This is a genomic window from Pseudenterobacter timonensis, assembly GCF_900021175.1.
GTDB classification, from domain to species: Bacteria; Pseudomonadota; Gammaproteobacteria; order Enterobacterales; family Enterobacteriaceae; genus Enterobacter; species Enterobacter timonensis.
Map to the genome: position 1 here is coordinate 1,457,800 of NZ_FCOP01000011.1, position 15,573 is coordinate 1,473,372.

Genomic DNA, 15,573 nt, shown 5'->3' on the forward strand with positions numbered 1-15,573 from the left:
CACTTTCTTTAAGAATTATCCTGGTATTAAGTCGCGAGAGAAGTATGTTTCAGTTAAAACCGGGCACCCTGGCGGTGGTCATCGGCGCCCGCACCCCTGCCGGGCGTCGCAATATCGGTAAGTCCGTTGAGCTTTTCGCCCTCTGTCAGCCAGGGCAGCGTTTTTTAAATCCGGTCAATGGTGTGATGACCACTCTGCCCGCCACGGCAGAGCGCGCCCTCTGGCTGGTGACCGGCGATGTCTACGCCTTCGATAATCAGCACGGTTTCGCCTTTATACGCCCCGAACATCTGCTACCGCTTACGCCGGATGAGGTTTCGCAACGCTGCGATGAGCTTACGATCGGCTGACCGCCAGCTGGCGCAGCCAGGCGGCTAAAACCTGCGCGTGATTCTGTTCGGTCTGCTTCGCGGCATAGAGCAGGGTCACCGTCTGCGTTTGCGCCCGCGCCGCAATACGTTCACCCTCCGCTTTGTGCTGCGCCAGCTCCTGCCGGTAGGCCTGGCTGAAGGCGGCAAAGTCGAGAGTATCGCCGTGATAGGCTTTGCGAAGCTCGCTGGAAGGGGTCAGGGCCTTGCACCATTCGTCATAAACCAGGTCGGCTTTTTTGATGCCGCGCGGCCAGAGCCTGTCCACCAGGATCCGGTAGCCATCCTCGCGCGCCGGCGCATCATAAACCCGTTTGCACTGAATCATCTCTTCTCCTCGTTAACCCGTTCTCCGCCCGATACTCTACCACTCGCCGGCGCGCCTCCCAATTTACGGTGTTGCCCCGTCAATAAAAGATCGGTAGGCTGAGGTTCCTTATGTAATCCGTTAACTGTCTGGCATAAGGAACCCCGATGGAACTCTCCCCTGAAAAAGATACGCTGCGCATTGCGCTTGTCGGCGATTACAACCCTGAGGTGATCGCGCATCAGGCTATCCCCCTGGCGATTGATGATGCCGCCGCCGTGCTGGACGTGACGGCAGACTACGACTGGATTGCCACCGCAGAGCTGAACAGCCCGGAAGATCTGGTGGGCTATGATGCCCTCTGGCTGGTGCCGGCAAGTCCTTATCAGAATGCGGAAGGGGCTTTTCTGGCGGCGCGCTATGCGCGGGAAAACAGCATTCCGTTTCTCGGTACCTGCGGCGGATTCCAGCATGCGCTCATTGAGTATGCCCGGGACGTTCTCGGCTGGCATGACGCGGCCCATGCGGAAACCGATAGCGAAGGGCGAATGGTGATTGCGCCACTCGCCTGCTCGCTGGTGGAAAAGAGCGATCTGATTGAACTGCGGGCCAACACTCTGATCGCCAGAGCCTATGGCCGCCTGACGATTGAGGAAGGGTACCATTGCAACTACGGGGTATCGCCTGAGTTCGCCCTGATGCTGGAAAAGGGCGACATGCGCGTTACGGGCTGGGATGAGCAGGGCGAAATCCGCGCCGTTGAACTGGTCACTCACCCCTTCTTTGTCGGCACCCTGTTCCAGCATGAGCGCGGCGCGCTGGCAGGCAGGCCCGTCCCGCTGGTGCAGGCGATGCTACGCGCCGCGCGCCGTTAATCCCTTTTAGCCCTGAGCGATTTCCCGATCGCGCCCGGCGAGCATGCCGCAGAGCGCCATCACCACCGATACCAGCGCGCAGGCGAGGAGCGGAATACGCCAGTCGCCTGCCGTATCGTGAATTTTCCCCATTAACGGCGGCCCACAGGCCGCCAGCAGATAACCTACCGACTGCGCCATGCCGGAAAGCGCCGCCGCCTGATGGGCGCTGCTGGCGCGCAGGCCGATAAAGGTCAGACCGAGGATCATAGTCGCTCCCGAGCCAAAGCCAAAAATCAGCGTCCAGGCTACCGCGCCGTCAGGGAAGAACCACAGTCCCGCCGCGCTGATGGCGCAAAGCAGCGCGACAAACCCGGCGATGGCGCGCTGATCCTTCAGACGAGGCAGAAGCAGCGGCACCACCAGCCCGGGCACGGCGGTAGCCAGCTGGAGCAGGCCGTGCATGGATCCCGCCTGGGTTTCGCTATAGCCGTGGCTGAGCAGAATGGCGGGCAGCCAGCCGATGATCACGTAGTAAATCAGCGAGTTGATCCCGAGGAACAGCGTCACCTGCCACGCCAGCGCCGAGCGCCAGATCCCGCGGTTGTGCAGCGCCCGGGCGCCGCTTAGCGAGGCGGGCGGATGCTGACGCCACTGGGGAAGCCACAGCAGCAGTGCCAGCAGCGGAAAGGCCATCAGCATCAGCAGGGCGCCGCGCCAGCCCGCGCCGCCCAGCGCCAGCGGCACGACTAACGCCGAGCCAAGCGCTGCCGCGGCGCCCATCGTCAGGGAATAGGTGCCGGTAAGCCTGGCGACCTGACCGGGAAAATCGCGCTTAATCAGCCCCGGCAGCAGCACGTTGCCGAGCGCGATGCCGCCGCCGATCAGCGCGGTGCCGGTAAAGAGCAGGGTGGCGGAGGGAAGGGAGCGAACGCCGATACCCGCGCAGATGAGCAGCAGGGCCACAAACAGGCTACGCTCCATGCCAATGCGGCGCGCCACGCCCGCCGCCAGCGGCGAAATGAGCGCGAAGGCCAGCAGCGGAAGGGTGGTCAGCAGGCCCGTCTGGGCGGTGGTTAAGCCGTAATCGGCACGAATGGTATCCAGCAGCGGCGCGGCGCCGGTAAAGGTGACGCGAAGCGTCGTGGCGATCAACAAAATACCGGCAATCAGCAGCGCGCGATGTTGACCGGCAGAAGCGGTGGCAGTCGTCATGGTTTTTCTCTAACAACAAAATGAGGGCACACCATACCCGTTTTGAGGGCGGTTGAAATCAGGCTAAAATGACAGTTTATCGCTAAAATCGGACAAGTTAATGAGAGGACTCGGACTGGAAGGGTTCGACCCGGACAGCCGCCCCGACGCGGCGGCGGCGTTTCACGTTCAGGTCGTGGAGGATGAGCAGCGCATCCCCCGGCATCACCACCGTAAGGGGCAGCTGATTCTGGCCCTGCATGGCGCCATCGTCTGCGAGGTGGACAACGCGATGCTGATGGTGCCGCCGCAATATGCGGTCTGGATCCCGGGGCAGCTGCCGCACAGCAACCGGGCGACTCCGGGCGCGCAGCTCTGCTTTCTCTTTATTGAGCCGGGGGCGCTCTCCCTTCCCGACTACTGCTGTACCTTAAAAATTTCGCCGCTGGTGCGGGAGCTGATCCTCACCCTGGCGGCGAAACATCCCGGCGAACCCGTGTCGCCCGCCACGGCCAGGCTGATTGCTGTGCTGTTCGACGAGCTTCCCCGACAGCCGCAGGAGCAGCTTCAGCTGCCGGTCTCCCCGCATCCCAAAATCCGGCTGATGAGCGAAACCATGGCGGAAGAGCCAGCCGCCTGGCAGACGCTGGCGCAGTGGGCACAGCGCTTCGCAATGAGCGAGCGCAACCTGGCGCGGCTGGTGGTAAAGGAGACCGGGCTCAGTTTTCGCCGCTGGCGACATCAGCTGCAGCTGATCGTGGCGCTTCAGCTGCTGATTAGCGGCCAGTCGGTGCAGCAGGCGGCGCAGGCGCTGGGCTACGACTCGACCACCGCCTTTATCACCATGTTTAAGAAGGGGCTGGGGCAAACACCGGCGCGCTATATCGCCAGCCTCGCTATGACTTCCCGATAAAAAGCGACACCAGCCCGGCGGCAATCAGCGGGCCGACCGGCACGCCGCGAAACAGCGCCACGCCCAGCACGGTGCCCACCAGCAGCCCCGCCACCAGCGAAGGCTGGCTGCTCATCAGCGTCACGCCGCGCCCGCCGAGCCAGGAGACAAATACGCCCACGGCAATCGCGATAAGCGATTTCCAGTTGACGAACGAGTGAAGCAGGGTGGAGGCGGGCAGGGTGCCGCTGGCGATGGGCGCCATCACCCCGATGGTCAGGATGATAATCCCGAGGGTCAGCCCCTGTTTTTCTATCCACGGGAAAAAGGTATTGAGCGGCGTAACGCGCACGATGATCAATACCAGGATGGAGATCGCCACCGTGGTGTTATGGCTGATAAAGCCGAGCGCGGCGAGCCCGAGAAGAATAAGCAGAGTAGGGTCAAACATACGGTGTTCCTTGCCGAAAATTAGCCAGCCTGGCGCATAACGCACAGGGCCGATCGTTTATAATTATTCATCATAGTGACGCACGCACGTCACGGAAATGTCATCCCCCGGCGGTAAAAGGGGAGCATATACTGCATGGAGAGTCGCCATGAACGACCCAATGTTTGTTGAGACGCTGGTCATTACCTCCCTGTTTTTCACCATTGCGCTTATTTTAATCGCATCGGTGCTGTTCCTGGAACGAACGCGCTGACGGCAGCCGCGTTACGGGCGGCGAAAGGTCACCAGTTCAGGCCGGGCGATGCGCAGGTAGTCCCGCGTATTCATAATCACCGATTTTTCCAGCAGTCCGGCATTAAAGGCGATCTCATCGAAACGTTCAAAGAGCAGCGGATCGGCCACCAGCGTCAGGTCGGGGTGGAAGCTGAACGGCGGGATCGCGCCAAAGACGCAGGCGGTCAGGGCGTCCACTTCCGCCGGGCTGGCGAGAGAGGCTTTCAGGCCACCAAAGTGGCTCGCCAGCTGGCTTAAATCAGCCTGCTGATCGGCAGCCAGAATCGCCAGCACATGTTTTTTTACCCCGTTTCCTTTGATTTTGCAGACCAGCGCTTTGGCGCCCTGGCGCAGATCGGTGCCACGAATTTCACTCACCGCTTCGCATTTGCCGACCGGCTCATGCTCCATAACGCGAAACTGCGCCCCCTGTTCGGTCAGCAGAGTAATCAGCTGGCGGTGGGTGGCAACTCCTTTAACTTCTTCAGACATAGCGATTTCCCGTAGCGTAAAAAGAGGAAACGGTAGAGTAACACCGGGAAAGGAAGAAAGTGAACGGCCAGCTTATCGCTGGCCGTGACGTTACGCGGTTGTGGTGCTGGACTGCTTGTGGAACAGCTCGCGGAAGACCGGATAGATATCATCCTGGTCGCGGATATGCTGCATGGCGAAGTTGTCAAACGCCGCCTGCAGATGCTCATATTCGCGCCAGAGCGTCTGGTGGGCGCGACGGGTGATCTCGATATAGCTGTAGTAACGCACCACCGGCAGGATCTTTTTCGCCAGGATCTCGTGACACAGCGGCGAGTCATCCGCCCAGTTATCGCCATCCGACGCCTGGGCCGCGTAGATATTCCACTGCCCGGGATCGTAGCGTTCTTTCACCACCTCATCCATCAGCTTCAGCGCGCTGGAGACGATGGTTCCCCCTGTCTCCTGGGAGTAGAAGAACTCATGTTCATCCACCTCTTTGGCCTGGGTATGGTGACGGATATAGACCACCTCCACGTTCTTATAGGTTCTGCTCAGGAACAGATAGAGCAGAATATAAAAACGCTTCGCCATATCTTTGGTGGCCTGATCCATGGAGCCGGAGACATCCATCAGGCAGAACATCACCGCCTGGCTGGAAGGTTCCGGACGTTTTTCATAGTTCTTGTAGCGCAGATCGAAGGTGTCGATAAAGGGCACGCGCTCGATCTTTGCCCGCAGTTCAGCGATCTCCTTGCGCAGCCGCTCCTCCTCCAGCAGTTGTGCCGGCTCGCTGTTCTCCACCGTTTTCAGGTCGGCTTCGAGAGCGCGCAACTCCCGTCGTTTTCCGGCGGTCATCGCGGTGCGCCGCGCCAGCGAGTTTTGCAGGGAGCGCACCACGCTGATGTTGGCCGGTACGCCATTGGCGGTGTAGCCTGCCCGGTGGGTTTTATACTCATTGAGCTGGCGCTGCTGGTTTTTTTTCAGGTTTGGCAGCGCCAAATCCTCAAACAGCAGGTCAAGATACTCATCTTTGGAGATCTGAAAGACAAACTCGTCCTGGCCTTCTCCATCCTGGCTCGCCTGGCCCTGACCACTGCCCGATCCGCCGCCGCCGCCCTGGGGACGCTCGATGCGGTCATTCTGAATAAAATGGTCATTACCAGGGTGAACGCGATGGCGCAGGCCGCCGCGTCCCTGATGGAACATCGGTTCGCTGATATCATCCGTCGGGATAGAGACAGATTCGCCGCTCTCTACGTCGGTCACCGAGCGCTTGTTAATGGCCTCGGAGATCGACTGTTTAATTTGCGATTTATAACGGCGCAAGAAGCGCTGGCGGTTAACCGTGCTCTTGTTTTTGCCGTTAAGACGCCGGTCAATAAACCAGGTCATATGCCCCCCGTACTGCATGTGCCAACTTGCAGTGTCCGCAACTGCCGGACCTTTTTGTAGGCCCGGTGGGCGTCAGCGCCACCGGGCACTTGTGTTAAGACGATTTACGCACGCGCAGATACCATTCGCAGAGCAGGCGAACCTGTTTGCGGGTATAGCCTTTTTCCATCATGCGATCGACAAAATCGTCATGTTTTTTCTGCTCGTCGGTTGAGGTTTTCGCGTTAAAGGAGATAACCGGCAACAGCTCCTCGGTATTGGAGAACATCTTCTTCTCAATAACCGTGCGCAGTTTTTCGTAGCTGGTCCAGTTCGGATTCCGGCCGCTGTTATTGGCCCGGGCGCGCAGGACGAAGTTGACGATCTCGTTGCGGAAATCCTTCGGATTGCTGATCCCGGCCGGCTTCTCGATCTTCTCCAGCTCGGCGTTGAGCGATTCGCGATCGAACAGCTGACCGGTATCCGGATCGCGATACTCCTGATCCTGGATCCAGAAATCTGCGTAGGTGACGTAACGATCGAAAATGTTCTGCCCGTACTCGGAGTAGGATTCCAGATAGGCGGTCTGGATTTCTTTGCCGATAAACTCAGCATATTTCGGGATCAGATAGCCTTTCAGGAACTCCAGATAGCGCTCGGCCTGCTCCTGCGGGAACTGCTCGCGCTCAATCTGCTGCTCCAGCACGTAGAACAGATGGACCGGGTTAGCGGCGACTTCCGTATGGTCGAAGTTAAAGACGCGGGAGAGGATCTTGAACGCGAAACGCGTGGAGAGCCCGTTCATCCCCTCGTCAACCCCGGCGTAGTCGCGGTACTCCTGATAGGACTTCGCTTTCGGGTCGGTATCTTTCAGGCTTTCCCCGTCATAGACGCGCATTTTCGAATAGATGCTGGAGTTTTCCGGCTCTTTCAGGCGCGACAGGATAGAGAAGCGCGACAGCGTTTCCAGCGTGCCGGGGGCGCAGGGTGCATGGACCAGCTCGCTGTGGTTAAGCAGTTTTTCGTAAATCTTGATCTCTTCAGAGATCCGCAGGCAATAAGGCACCTTGACGATATACACGCGGTCAAGGAAGGCCTCATTGTTTTTATTGTTACGGAAGGTCACCCATTCCGATTCGTTGGAGTGGGCGAGAATAATCCCGTTGAACGGCAGGGCAGAGATCCCTTCCGTACCGTTATAGTTCCCTTCCTGGGTGGCGGTCAGCAGCGGATGGAGCACCTTAATAGGCGCTTTGAACATCTCGACAAATTCCATAATGCCCTGGTTGGCGCGGCAGAGCGCGCCGGAGTAGCCGTAGGCGTCCGGATCGTTTTGCGCGTGGTTTTCCAGCTTACGGATATCCACTTTACCGACCAGCGCGGAGATATCCTGGTTGTTCTCATCCCCGGGCTCGGTTTTCGCAATCGCGATCTGCTCGAGAATGGAAGGCCAGACCTTCACCACGCGGAATTTAGTGATATCACCGCCGAACTCATGCAGCCGTTTCGCCGCCCAGGGCGACATAATGGTGCCGAGATAGCGGTGCGGGATGCCAAACTCTTTTTCCAGAATCTGCGCATCTTCCTGCGGGTTAAAGAGGCACAGCGGGTGGTCGTTCACCGGGCTGCGCTCGCCGTTGGCGCTGAGCACGTAGATCGGTACGCGCTGCATCAGCGCTTTTAACCGTTCGGCCAGCGACGATTTACCGCCGCCTACCGGCCCCAGCAGATAGAGGATCTGCTTCTTCTCTTCCAGGCCCTGAGCCGCATGTTTCAGATAAGAAACAATCTGCTCAATGGCATCTTCCATGCCGTAGAACTCTTCAAAGGCGGGATAGCGAGCAACGACACGATTCGAAAAGAGACGGGAAAGCCGTGGTTCATGCGCCGTATCGACCATCGTCGGCTCTCCAATAGCCATCAATAGCCGCTCTGCCGCATTGGCATAGGCACTGCGATCTTGCCGACAAATGGTAAGAAACTCCTGCAGTGTGAACTCTTCGTCCTTGGCAGCTTCATAGCGCTGGCGATAGTGATCGAATATATTCATGGCATGCCGTCCTTTCGTATTTTTAGCACAGGATAAGAGCCGTTCGTATGAATAATGGAGGCTCCCGGAAGAGGACTCTACGCGCCGTGACTGACAAAGCAGTAACCCGTGTGCCAGGGCATGAGCTAACAACCGCAGGGCGTTAAGGAATCTTCTTCTTCAAATAAGCGTAGATGGCATTTGCAAAACTTGCATGCCAGCGAAATCTACTTTCAATGACATATCAATAACTCATCTCACAAATTCCCTGTCATTATTCAGCCTGAAAGAATGATTTCACGCGGGCGTCACCCGGCTGAAAACGGTTGGTCATCTGAAAAAGAGAAAATAGTCGGTTAATCCATCTGATAAACAGCCAAAAAATTTTGGGTTGTTCGGGAATGGCGGTTACACTTCACCCGCTGATTATTTGACTACAGGAAAGAATGGATTGTGACCAAACTCAAACTTCTGGCATTAGGCGTGCTTATTGCCACCGCAGCGAACACCGCAGTCGCGGCAAATCAGTGGTCTGTTGGTGCGGGCGTTGGTGTGATCAACAGTCCCTACAAACAGTACGATCGCGACTTCTACCCGGTACCGGTTCTCACCTACGAAGGTGATGATTTCTGGTTCCGCGGGCTGGGCGGCGGCTACTATCTCTGGAACGACAAGACCGATAAGCTCTCGATCATGGCCTACTATGATCCCACCCACTTTAAACCGGGTGACAGCGACAACGGTCAACTGCAGCGCCTCGACAAACGCAAAAGCAGCATGATGGCGGGGCTCTCTTACGTGCATAACACCGAGTACGGCTTCCTGCGCACGGCGCTGGCGGGCGATACGCTGGATAACAGTAACGGCTTTACCTGGGATCTGGCGTGGCTTTATCGCTACACCAACGGCGGGCTGACCGTGACGCCGGGTATCGGGGTGGAGTATTACAGCGAAAACTACAACGACTACTACTATGGCGTCTCCAAAAACGAGTCCCGACGTAGCGGTCTTGACAGCTATAGCGCGGACGACGGCTGGAACCCCTATCTGGAGCTCTCGGCCAGCTATAATTTCATCGGCGACTGGAACGTTTACGGCACCGGTCGTTACATCCGTCTGAGCGATGAAATTAAAGACAGCCCGATGGTCGACAAATCCTGGTCGGGGATCTTCTCCGTGGGTGTCACCTATACGTTCTGATTGGGCACTTTAACAGTGTAATTCGTGCATAAAAACGGGGCGCTTGCGCCCCGTTTTGTTTTACCGTGGTACAGCGAAAAGAGGAGAAAGGGATGAATAAGAAAACCGTAACCTTTGCTGACCAGATCGTCGTGCCTGCCATCGGGCAGGGGACATGGTACATGGGCGAAAAAGCGAGCCAGCGCAGCGAAGAGGTGAATGCCCTGCGGGCGGGAATCGATCTGGGGCTGACCCTTATCGACACCGCCGAGATGTATGCCGACGGGGGCGCCGAAGAGGTAGTGGGCGCGGCGATAAAAGGGCAGCGCGACAAAGTCTGCCTTGTGTCAAAAGTCTATCCGTGGAACGCGGGCGGTAAAAAAGGGATCGCCGCCTGTGAAGCGAGCCTGCGCCGTCTGGGTACCGATCGTATCGATCTCTATCTGTTGCACTGGCGCGGCAACTACGGGCTGGATGAGACGGTGGAGCTGATGGAGACGCTGCAACAGCAGGGCAAAATTGGTCACTGGGGCGTCTCGAACCTCGACTATGAAGATATGCAGGCGCTGTGGCAACTGCAGGGCGGCAGGGCGTGCGCCACTAATCAGGTTCTTTACCACCTGGCCTCCCGGGGCATTGAATACGATCTGCTCCCCTGGTGCCAGCAGCAGAAGATGCCGGTGATGGCTTACTGTCCGCTGGCCCAGGCGGGACGGCTACGTTCAGGCCTGCTCAACCATCCGGCGGTCAATGAGATTGCCCATATCCATCATGCCAGCCCCGCCCAGATCCTGCTGGCGTGGGTGATTCATCATCAGGGGGTTATCGCTATTCCAAAAGCGTCGTCGGTTAAACATGTCGAGGAGAACGCGCGGGCGCTGGAGATTACGCTGAACGCCGGGGAAGTGAGCCAGCTTAACGCTGCGTTTCCGGCGCCGGGGCGTAAAGTGCCGCTGGATGTGGTGTAACAGGACACCCTCTCCCGGACGGGAGAGGGTGGAAAGCGCTTAGCGCTTCGCAATGCAGATAGTCTGGCCGAGACGAGAAGGCTTCTCTTCGCTCGCTTTCTGCGGCGCGGTGACACAGGCCGTTTCAACGCAGACAAAGGTTTTGTAGCCCTCGTCCGGTACATCCGCCATGCTGACGGAGAGCGCCGGGCCCGGGTTCCAGCCCACCACGTTGCTGTGATGGTGATGGATCACCTCCATGGTGCGATTCAGGGCGCTGTCATGGATCACGCTGCACGCTTCAGGATGCAGGTAGACGCGATCGGTGCGATCCGGGAAGGTCTGTACGCCGTCGGTCAGTTCACCTTCTTTCGCGTTATCCACCTTATCAATAAAGGTATCACCCAGGCCGCTGACCTTCACCGCGGCGATATCGCCCACGTTGAAATAGGTATGCAGGGCGGAGGTGGTTTCAAATTCGCCGTGCGCTTCCAGTTCGATTTCGCAGGTTTTACCCAGCTTAAAGCGCGCGTAGAGGGTGAACTCGTGCGGCCACAGCTTACGGGTTTCGTCGTTCGCCTGCAGCGCAAAGGTCAGCACCGCGCCGTTATCATCTTCATTATGCGCCTGCAGCGTCCACTGCTGGTTACGGGCAAAACCGTGGGAAGGGAGCCCCTGCGTGGCTGACGGGCCAAACCACGGCCAGCAGATCGGCACGCCGCCGCGGATCGCCGCCCCTTTTGCAAAGGAGGTGGCCTCGCTCAGCCAGAGCGCCTCTTCTTCGCCTGCCGGTTTCCAGGAGAGCAGGTGCGCGCCGTTCAGGGCAACAGAGGCCCGCACGCGAGGATGATCCACGACGATAATGTCTGCGCCCTCAATCTGGCGGCGGGAGAGTACAGGGGTAAGTTGTTCTACTACCGGCAGATCGAAAATTTTATTAATCATTACACAATCCTCTGTATTCAAATCAATAAAAAAGGCGACCGAAGTCGCCTTTGAAGATCAGAGTCTCATCTCACTTATTTGGAGATGTGAGCGATCAGATCCAGAACCTTGTTGGAGTAACCGGTTTCGTTGTCGTACCAGGATACCAGCTTAACGAAGTTGTCGTTCAGTGCGATACCTGCTTTAGCATCGAACACGGAGGTGCATACTTCGCCGTTGAAATCGGTAGAAACAACGTCGTCTTCGGTGTAACCCAGAACGCCTTTCATCGGGCCTTCGGAAGCAGCTTTAACGGCTTTCTTGATCTCTTCGTAAGAAGCTGCTTTTTCCAGACGAACGGTCAGGTCAACAACAGATACGTTCGGAGTCGGAACGCGGAACGCCATACCGGTCAGTTTGCCGTTCAGTTCCGGCAGAACTTTACCTACAGCTTTAGCAGCACCGGTAGAGGACGGGATGATGTTCTGAGCCGCGCCACGGCCGCCGCGCCAGTCTTTGTGAGACGGGCCGTCAACGGTTTTCTGAGTAGCGGTGGTCGCGTGAACGGTAGTCATCAGACCTTCGATGATGCCGAAGTTGTCGTTGATAACTTTAGCCAGCGGCGCCAGGCAGTTGGTGGTGCAGGATGCGTTGGAAACGATGTCCTGGCCTGCGTAAGTTTCAAAGTTAGCACCACGTACGAACATCGGGGTGTTATCTTTAGACGGACCAGTCAGAACCACTTTTTTCGCGCCAGCGGTGATGTGTTTACGCGCGGTTTCGTCGGTCAGGAAGATACCGGTTGCTTCAGCAACAACGTCAACACCGATTTCATTCCACTTCAGATTAGCCGGATCTTTTTCAGAAGTAACACGGATGGTTTTACCGTTAACAACCAGGTGGCCGTCTTTCACTTCAACGGTGCCGTCGAAACGACCGTGAGTGGAGTCGTACTTCAGCATGTACGCCATGTATTCAGCGTCTAACAGATCGTTGATACCAACGATTTCGATGTCAGAACGTTTCTGAGCAGCACGGAAAACAATACGGCCGATACGGCCAAAACCGTTGATACCTACTTTGATAGTCATATATTCCACCAGCTATTTGTTAGTGAATAAAAGGTTGCCTGTAAAATTACAAAAACCTTACGCAGCGTCAAGCGGAATCGTGTCAATCATTGCGACAAATCAATCCGCTGCATAAGCTTTGCGCGACTGACCGCCTCACTTTCCCTTTGAGCTAGCAACCACATGGGGGCTGCGGCCGAATTTTAAAGGGCTGACAGGATTAATTTGTGAACCCGGTCACAATTGCCTGACCGCTCTGCGGCAACGACTAAGTTTAGAACAAAAGTTCAGGCTTCACTGTTAATGTTTTGTTAGAATCTGGGGTTAAGTTGTTTGTTACTGTTGCGAGATGTGAGCCTATGTCGAATCCTAAAAATCCTGAAGAACTGAAAAAAAATCTCACGGAAATGCAGTTTTACGTCACCCAGCATCGCGGCACGGAACCCCCGTTTACCGGGCGTTTGCTGCATAACAAGCGGGACGGCGTCTACCACTGCCTGGTCTGCGACGCACCGCTCTTTAGTTCCGGTACAAAGTATGATTCCGGCTGTGGCTGGCCAAGCTTTTATGAGCCGGTGAGCGAGGAGGCGATCCGCTATCTGAACGACTCTTCCCACGGCATGCAGCGCACCGAAATCCGCTGCGGTAACTGCGACGCGCATCTGGGACATGTCTTTCCGGACGGTCCACAGCCGACAGGCGAGCGTTTTTGCGTCAATTCCGCCTCCATGAGCTTCACCGATGACGAAAATGGCGACCAGACGCAGGGCTGATTAAACGATTCAGCAAATTATTCCATTGCAGGGGCGAAATCATGAATTTAGAACAAATGATTAACAGCATGACGCCGGAGATTTATCAGCGGCTGCTGACCGCCGTCGAGACGGGGAAATGGCCGGATGGTGTGGCGCTGACCGCGGAGCAAAAAGAGAACAGCCTTCAACTGGTGATGCTCTGGCAGGCGCGGCACAACACCCAGGCGCAGCACATGACCATCGACACGAACGGTCAGATGGTGATGAAGAGCAAACGCGAGCTGAAAGAGGAGTTTGGCATCACGCCAAAGCCGATCGCGACGTTCAAATCGTAACGGTATGCCGGGCGCACAGGCCCGGCAGAATGCCTTAATGTTTAATTCCCAGCGAATCCGCCAGCTGTTTCGCCAGCTGGTTGTTATCGTCCGCCCCGTATTCCCAGAACATCGCCCCCGCAAGACCGCGTTTTTTAATGTACTCCGCCTTGATCGCCACCGAGCGCGGGTTTTCATAGGAGAGAGCAAAGAGCGGTTTTCCGTTCGCCCCCTCCACGGAGAGCCACGGCACCTGCGCCTGGTCATCCCAGTGTTCGGTAAAGCGCTTCTGCGGATCGTTTAAAAGCTTCTTCACAATATCGTTATATTTGACGTAAGTGTCTTTGGTCAGGTCATAGCCCAGCGATTTAAAAAGCGTCAGCTCGGCCGGGCCAAAATAGGGCTGGGTAACAGGGTTTTTCTGCGCGTCCGGCTTGCTCCAGTCGATGCCCGGCTCCACGGCGCGCTTGGGCACGCGGCCATAGAAACCAATACCGAGGTTCATCTGCTGCGGTTTTAACCCGGCGGCCAGATAGTTATTCACCACAAAATCGACGCTGTACTTATCCGCCGCGGCAACGGTCGGCCAGGTCTTCGAGTCGTAGAGGTTAGCGTTGAAGTATTGCGTGCCGTACGCCATGTCGTAGGTCATCAGGTTGATGTAGTCGAGAAGCGGCGCGATCGCCTTCACATCCACCCAGCTTTTCGGGCTCTCGGCGTTGGCCCCCACCGCAATGGTCACCAGCTTGCTATGGCCGAACGCGGCGCGCAGCTCTTTCAGCAGGGCGGTAAAGTTGTCCCGATCCGCCGGCTGGCTGGCGACCAGTCCCCATGCGCCGTTGACCGGAAACTCCCAGTCGAGGTCAATGCCGTCCAGACCATATTTTTTGACAATCTCCTGAGCCGAACGAATAAAGACAGCCCGCGTCTCTTTGGTGGCTGCCGCGCCGGAGAAGCCACGCGCTCCCCAGCCGCCGACCGAGAGCAGCACCTTCAGCTGCGGGTTTTGCTTACGCAGGGTGGGGATAAGGGCGAGATCGGAGGCGACCTTCGGCGACAGCCAGATCTGGTGCAGTTTAGCCGGATCTTTCAGCGCCTCGTTAGTCTCATCCTTTTCGTCGTTATAGATCAGGCCAAAGGAGTAGTTCAGGTGGGTAATCTGGCGGACATCCAGGGTGTTGATATCGCCGCCCGGTCCCGCGGTGACGTCGCCGCCGCCGTTGAAATAGCCGACCGACATCATAGAGCTGGCGGATGCCACGGATGCGCAGAGCAGGGGTAAGGCTGCCAGCAAGGGCAAAAGTTTCATAGCATTTCCTCTTTGACAAAAAAATAAACACGCCACGGAAATGGCGTGGCGAAAAAAAGCTTTATGAGAATAACATTGCGGTTTCGCTTGTGATGCGAGGGAGTTCACTTTATGGGATATCGGCGAGGGGGTTGCCGGGTGGCACTGACGCTTACCCGGCCTGCGATCCGATTTTTATGGGCCAGGTAAGCGTAGCCGCCATCCGGCTTAAAAGGCTTACGCCTGCGTCTCCTGCCAGTCTGCCAGGGTATAGAGCGTGGCGCCTTCTGAGGCCATATCCATGAAGGCCTGGGCGCTGTCCTGCGGATTAACGTTAACGCCGCGGCAGCCGTCGGTGATAACGTTCACCGTATAGCCGAGCTGCAGCGCATCCAGCACCGTGTACTTCACGCAGTAGTCCGTCGCCAGCCCCATGACAATCAGCTCCACGATCTCATGATGGCGCAGCCAGGCGTCGAGGGCGGTTTTCTGGCGATGGCCGTTATCAAAAAAGGCGCTGTAGCTGTCGATAGTCGGGTTTTCACCCTTCTGGAAAACGGCGTCGATCGCCTTCTGGTTAAGCAGAGGGTGAAGCTGCGCCCCTTCGGTCTGCTGGATGCAGTGATCGGGCCAGAAGGTCTGCGGCAGGCCGTCCAGCTCGCCCTGGGTGAAAGGCTCTACGCCGTGCTGGCTGGCAAAGCTGCCGTGGTCAGCAGGATGCCAGTCCTGGCTTGCCACCACCGCTTCGCCGCGCGCTTTGCACCACTCGATAAGCGCGTTGGCAATATCAACGGTGCTGTCGCCCTCGGCCACCGCCAGCGCGCCGCCCGCGCAGAAGTCGTTCTGTAAATCAACCAGTAACAGGGCTCGTTGTTTCATAACT

General features: G+C 57.3%; 18 protein-coding genes. 8 read left to right on the forward strand and 10 right to left on the reverse strand.

Annotated elements, in window-relative coordinates:
* Window positions 1–44 precede the first annotated feature (44 nt).
* Window positions 45–350, forward strand: a complete 306-nt coding sequence (locus tag BN3796_RS13175; RefSeq protein WP_061708777.1) for a hypothetical protein — start codon at window positions 45–47, stop codon at window positions 348–350.
* Here the strand turns inward: BN3796_RS13175 and BN3796_RS13180 are convergent.
* Window positions 337–696 carry a DUF488 domain-containing protein gene (locus BN3796_RS13180; protein WP_061708778.1) on the reverse strand — a complete coding sequence of 120 codons (360 nt, stop codon included), beginning with the start codon at window positions 694–696 and terminating at the stop codon, window positions 337–339. The genes BN3796_RS13175 and BN3796_RS13180 overlap by 14 nt on opposite strands.
* A 146-nt stretch (window positions 697–842) precedes the next feature.
* Here BN3796_RS13180 and BN3796_RS13185 point away from each other — a divergent pair, with 146 nt between their 5' ends.
* A complete protein-coding gene (locus BN3796_RS13185) occupies window positions 843–1,550 on the forward strand; it encodes a CTP synthase C-terminal region-related (seleno)protein (RefSeq protein ID WP_061708779.1) in 708 nt (235 codons plus the stop codon).
* Between the two features lie 6 nt (window positions 1,551–1,556).
* On the opposite strand, the gene BN3796_RS13190 is transcribed toward BN3796_RS13185, so the two are convergent.
* Window positions 1,557–2,744, reverse strand: coding sequence for a CynX/NimT family MFS transporter (locus BN3796_RS13190; RefSeq protein WP_061708780.1), 1,188 nt, complete (start codon window positions 2,742–2,744; stop codon window positions 1,557–1,559).
* Window positions 2,745–2,844: 100 nt separating this feature from the next.
* Between BN3796_RS13190 and BN3796_RS13195 the strand changes: the two genes are divergently transcribed.
* Window positions 2,845–3,636: an AraC family transcriptional regulator gene (locus BN3796_RS13195; RefSeq protein ID WP_061708781.1), complete on the forward strand. Its 792-nt coding sequence runs from the start codon at window positions 2,845–2,847 to the stop codon at window positions 3,634–3,636.
* Here BN3796_RS13195 and BN3796_RS13200 read toward each other — a convergent pair.
* Window positions 3,620–4,066, reverse strand: coding sequence for a DUF441 domain-containing protein (locus BN3796_RS13200; RefSeq protein WP_061708782.1), 447 nt, complete (start codon window positions 4,064–4,066; stop codon window positions 3,620–3,622). The genes BN3796_RS13195 and BN3796_RS13200 overlap by 17 nt on opposite strands.
* A 148-nt stretch (window positions 4,067–4,214) precedes the next feature.
* Between BN3796_RS13200 and yoaI the strand changes: the two genes are divergently transcribed.
* A complete protein-coding gene (yoaI, locus tag BN3796_RS20990; RefSeq protein WP_238379226.1) occupies window positions 4,215–4,319 on the forward strand; it encodes a small membrane protein YoaI in 105 nt (34 codons plus the stop codon).
* Window positions 4,320–4,330: 11 nt separating this feature from the next.
* Here yoaI and BN3796_RS13205 read toward each other — a convergent pair whose 3' ends face one another.
* From BN3796_RS13205 to yeaG, 3 genes are all read right to left on the reverse strand, one after another.
* Entirely contained in the window at window positions 4,331–4,831 is a 501-nt protein-coding gene (locus BN3796_RS13205) for a YbaK/prolyl-tRNA synthetase associated domain-containing protein (RefSeq protein WP_061708783.1), read from the reverse strand.
* A gap of 90 nt (window positions 4,832–4,921) precedes the next feature.
* Entirely contained in the window at window positions 4,922–6,205 is a 1,284-nt protein-coding gene (locus tag BN3796_RS13210; protein WP_061708784.1) for a YeaH/YhbH family protein, read from the reverse strand.
* Window positions 6,206–6,299: 94 nt separating this feature from the next.
* Entirely contained in the window at window positions 6,300–8,234 is a 1,935-nt protein-coding gene (gene yeaG / locus BN3796_RS13215; protein WP_061708785.1) for a protein kinase YeaG, read from the reverse strand.
* 432 nt (window positions 8,235–8,666) lie between these two features.
* Here yeaG and BN3796_RS13220 point away from each other — a divergent pair, with 432 nt between their 5' ends.
* Together BN3796_RS13220 and BN3796_RS13225 are read left to right on the forward strand one after the other, a co-directional pair.
* Entirely contained in the window at window positions 8,667–9,413 is a 747-nt protein-coding gene (locus tag BN3796_RS13220) for a MipA/OmpV family protein (RefSeq protein WP_061708786.1), read from the forward strand.
* A gap of 92 nt (window positions 9,414–9,505) precedes the next feature.
* Complete coding sequence (locus tag BN3796_RS13225; RefSeq protein WP_061708787.1) at window positions 9,506–10,360, forward strand: aldo/keto reductase; 855 nt, start codon at window positions 9,506–9,508, stop codon at window positions 10,358–10,360.
* Between the two features lie 39 nt (window positions 10,361–10,399).
* Here BN3796_RS13225 and BN3796_RS13230 read toward each other — a convergent pair whose 3' ends face one another.
* On the reverse strand, window positions 10,400–11,284 hold the full coding sequence (locus BN3796_RS13230) for a D-hexose-6-phosphate mutarotase (RefSeq protein WP_061708788.1): 885 nt from the start codon (window positions 11,282–11,284) through the stop codon (window positions 10,400–10,402).
* A 74-nt stretch (window positions 11,285–11,358) separates the two neighbouring features.
* Window positions 11,359–12,354, reverse strand: a complete 996-nt coding sequence (gene gapA / locus BN3796_RS13235; RefSeq protein WP_061708789.1) for a glyceraldehyde-3-phosphate dehydrogenase — start codon at window positions 12,352–12,354, stop codon at window positions 11,359–11,361.
* Window positions 12,355–12,692: 338 nt separating this feature from the next.
* Here gapA and msrB point away from each other — a divergent pair, with 338 nt between their 5' ends.
* Both msrB and BN3796_RS13245 read left to right on the forward strand, forming a co-directional pair.
* Entirely contained in the window at window positions 12,693–13,106 is a 414-nt protein-coding gene (msrB, locus tag BN3796_RS13240) for a peptide-methionine (R)-S-oxide reductase MsrB (RefSeq protein ID WP_061708790.1), read from the forward strand.
* A gap of 41 nt (window positions 13,107–13,147) precedes the next feature.
* Window positions 13,148–13,423 (forward strand): YeaC family protein, encoded by a 276-nt coding sequence (locus BN3796_RS13245; protein WP_061708791.1) that lies wholly within the window; start codon window positions 13,148–13,150, stop codon window positions 13,421–13,423.
* Window positions 13,424–13,457: 34 nt separating this feature from the next.
* Here the strand turns inward: BN3796_RS13245 and BN3796_RS13250 are convergent, their stop codons facing one another.
* Both BN3796_RS13250 and pncA read right to left on the reverse strand, forming a co-directional pair.
* A complete protein-coding gene (locus BN3796_RS13250; RefSeq protein ID WP_061708792.1) occupies window positions 13,458–14,711 on the reverse strand; it encodes a glycoside hydrolase family 18 protein in 1,254 nt (417 codons plus the stop codon).
* A gap of 216 nt (window positions 14,712–14,927) precedes the next feature.
* Entirely contained in the window at window positions 14,928–15,569 is a 642-nt protein-coding gene (gene pncA / locus BN3796_RS13255) for a bifunctional nicotinamidase/pyrazinamidase (RefSeq protein ID WP_061708793.1), read from the reverse strand.
* Window positions 15,570–15,573: the final 4 nt, after the last annotated feature.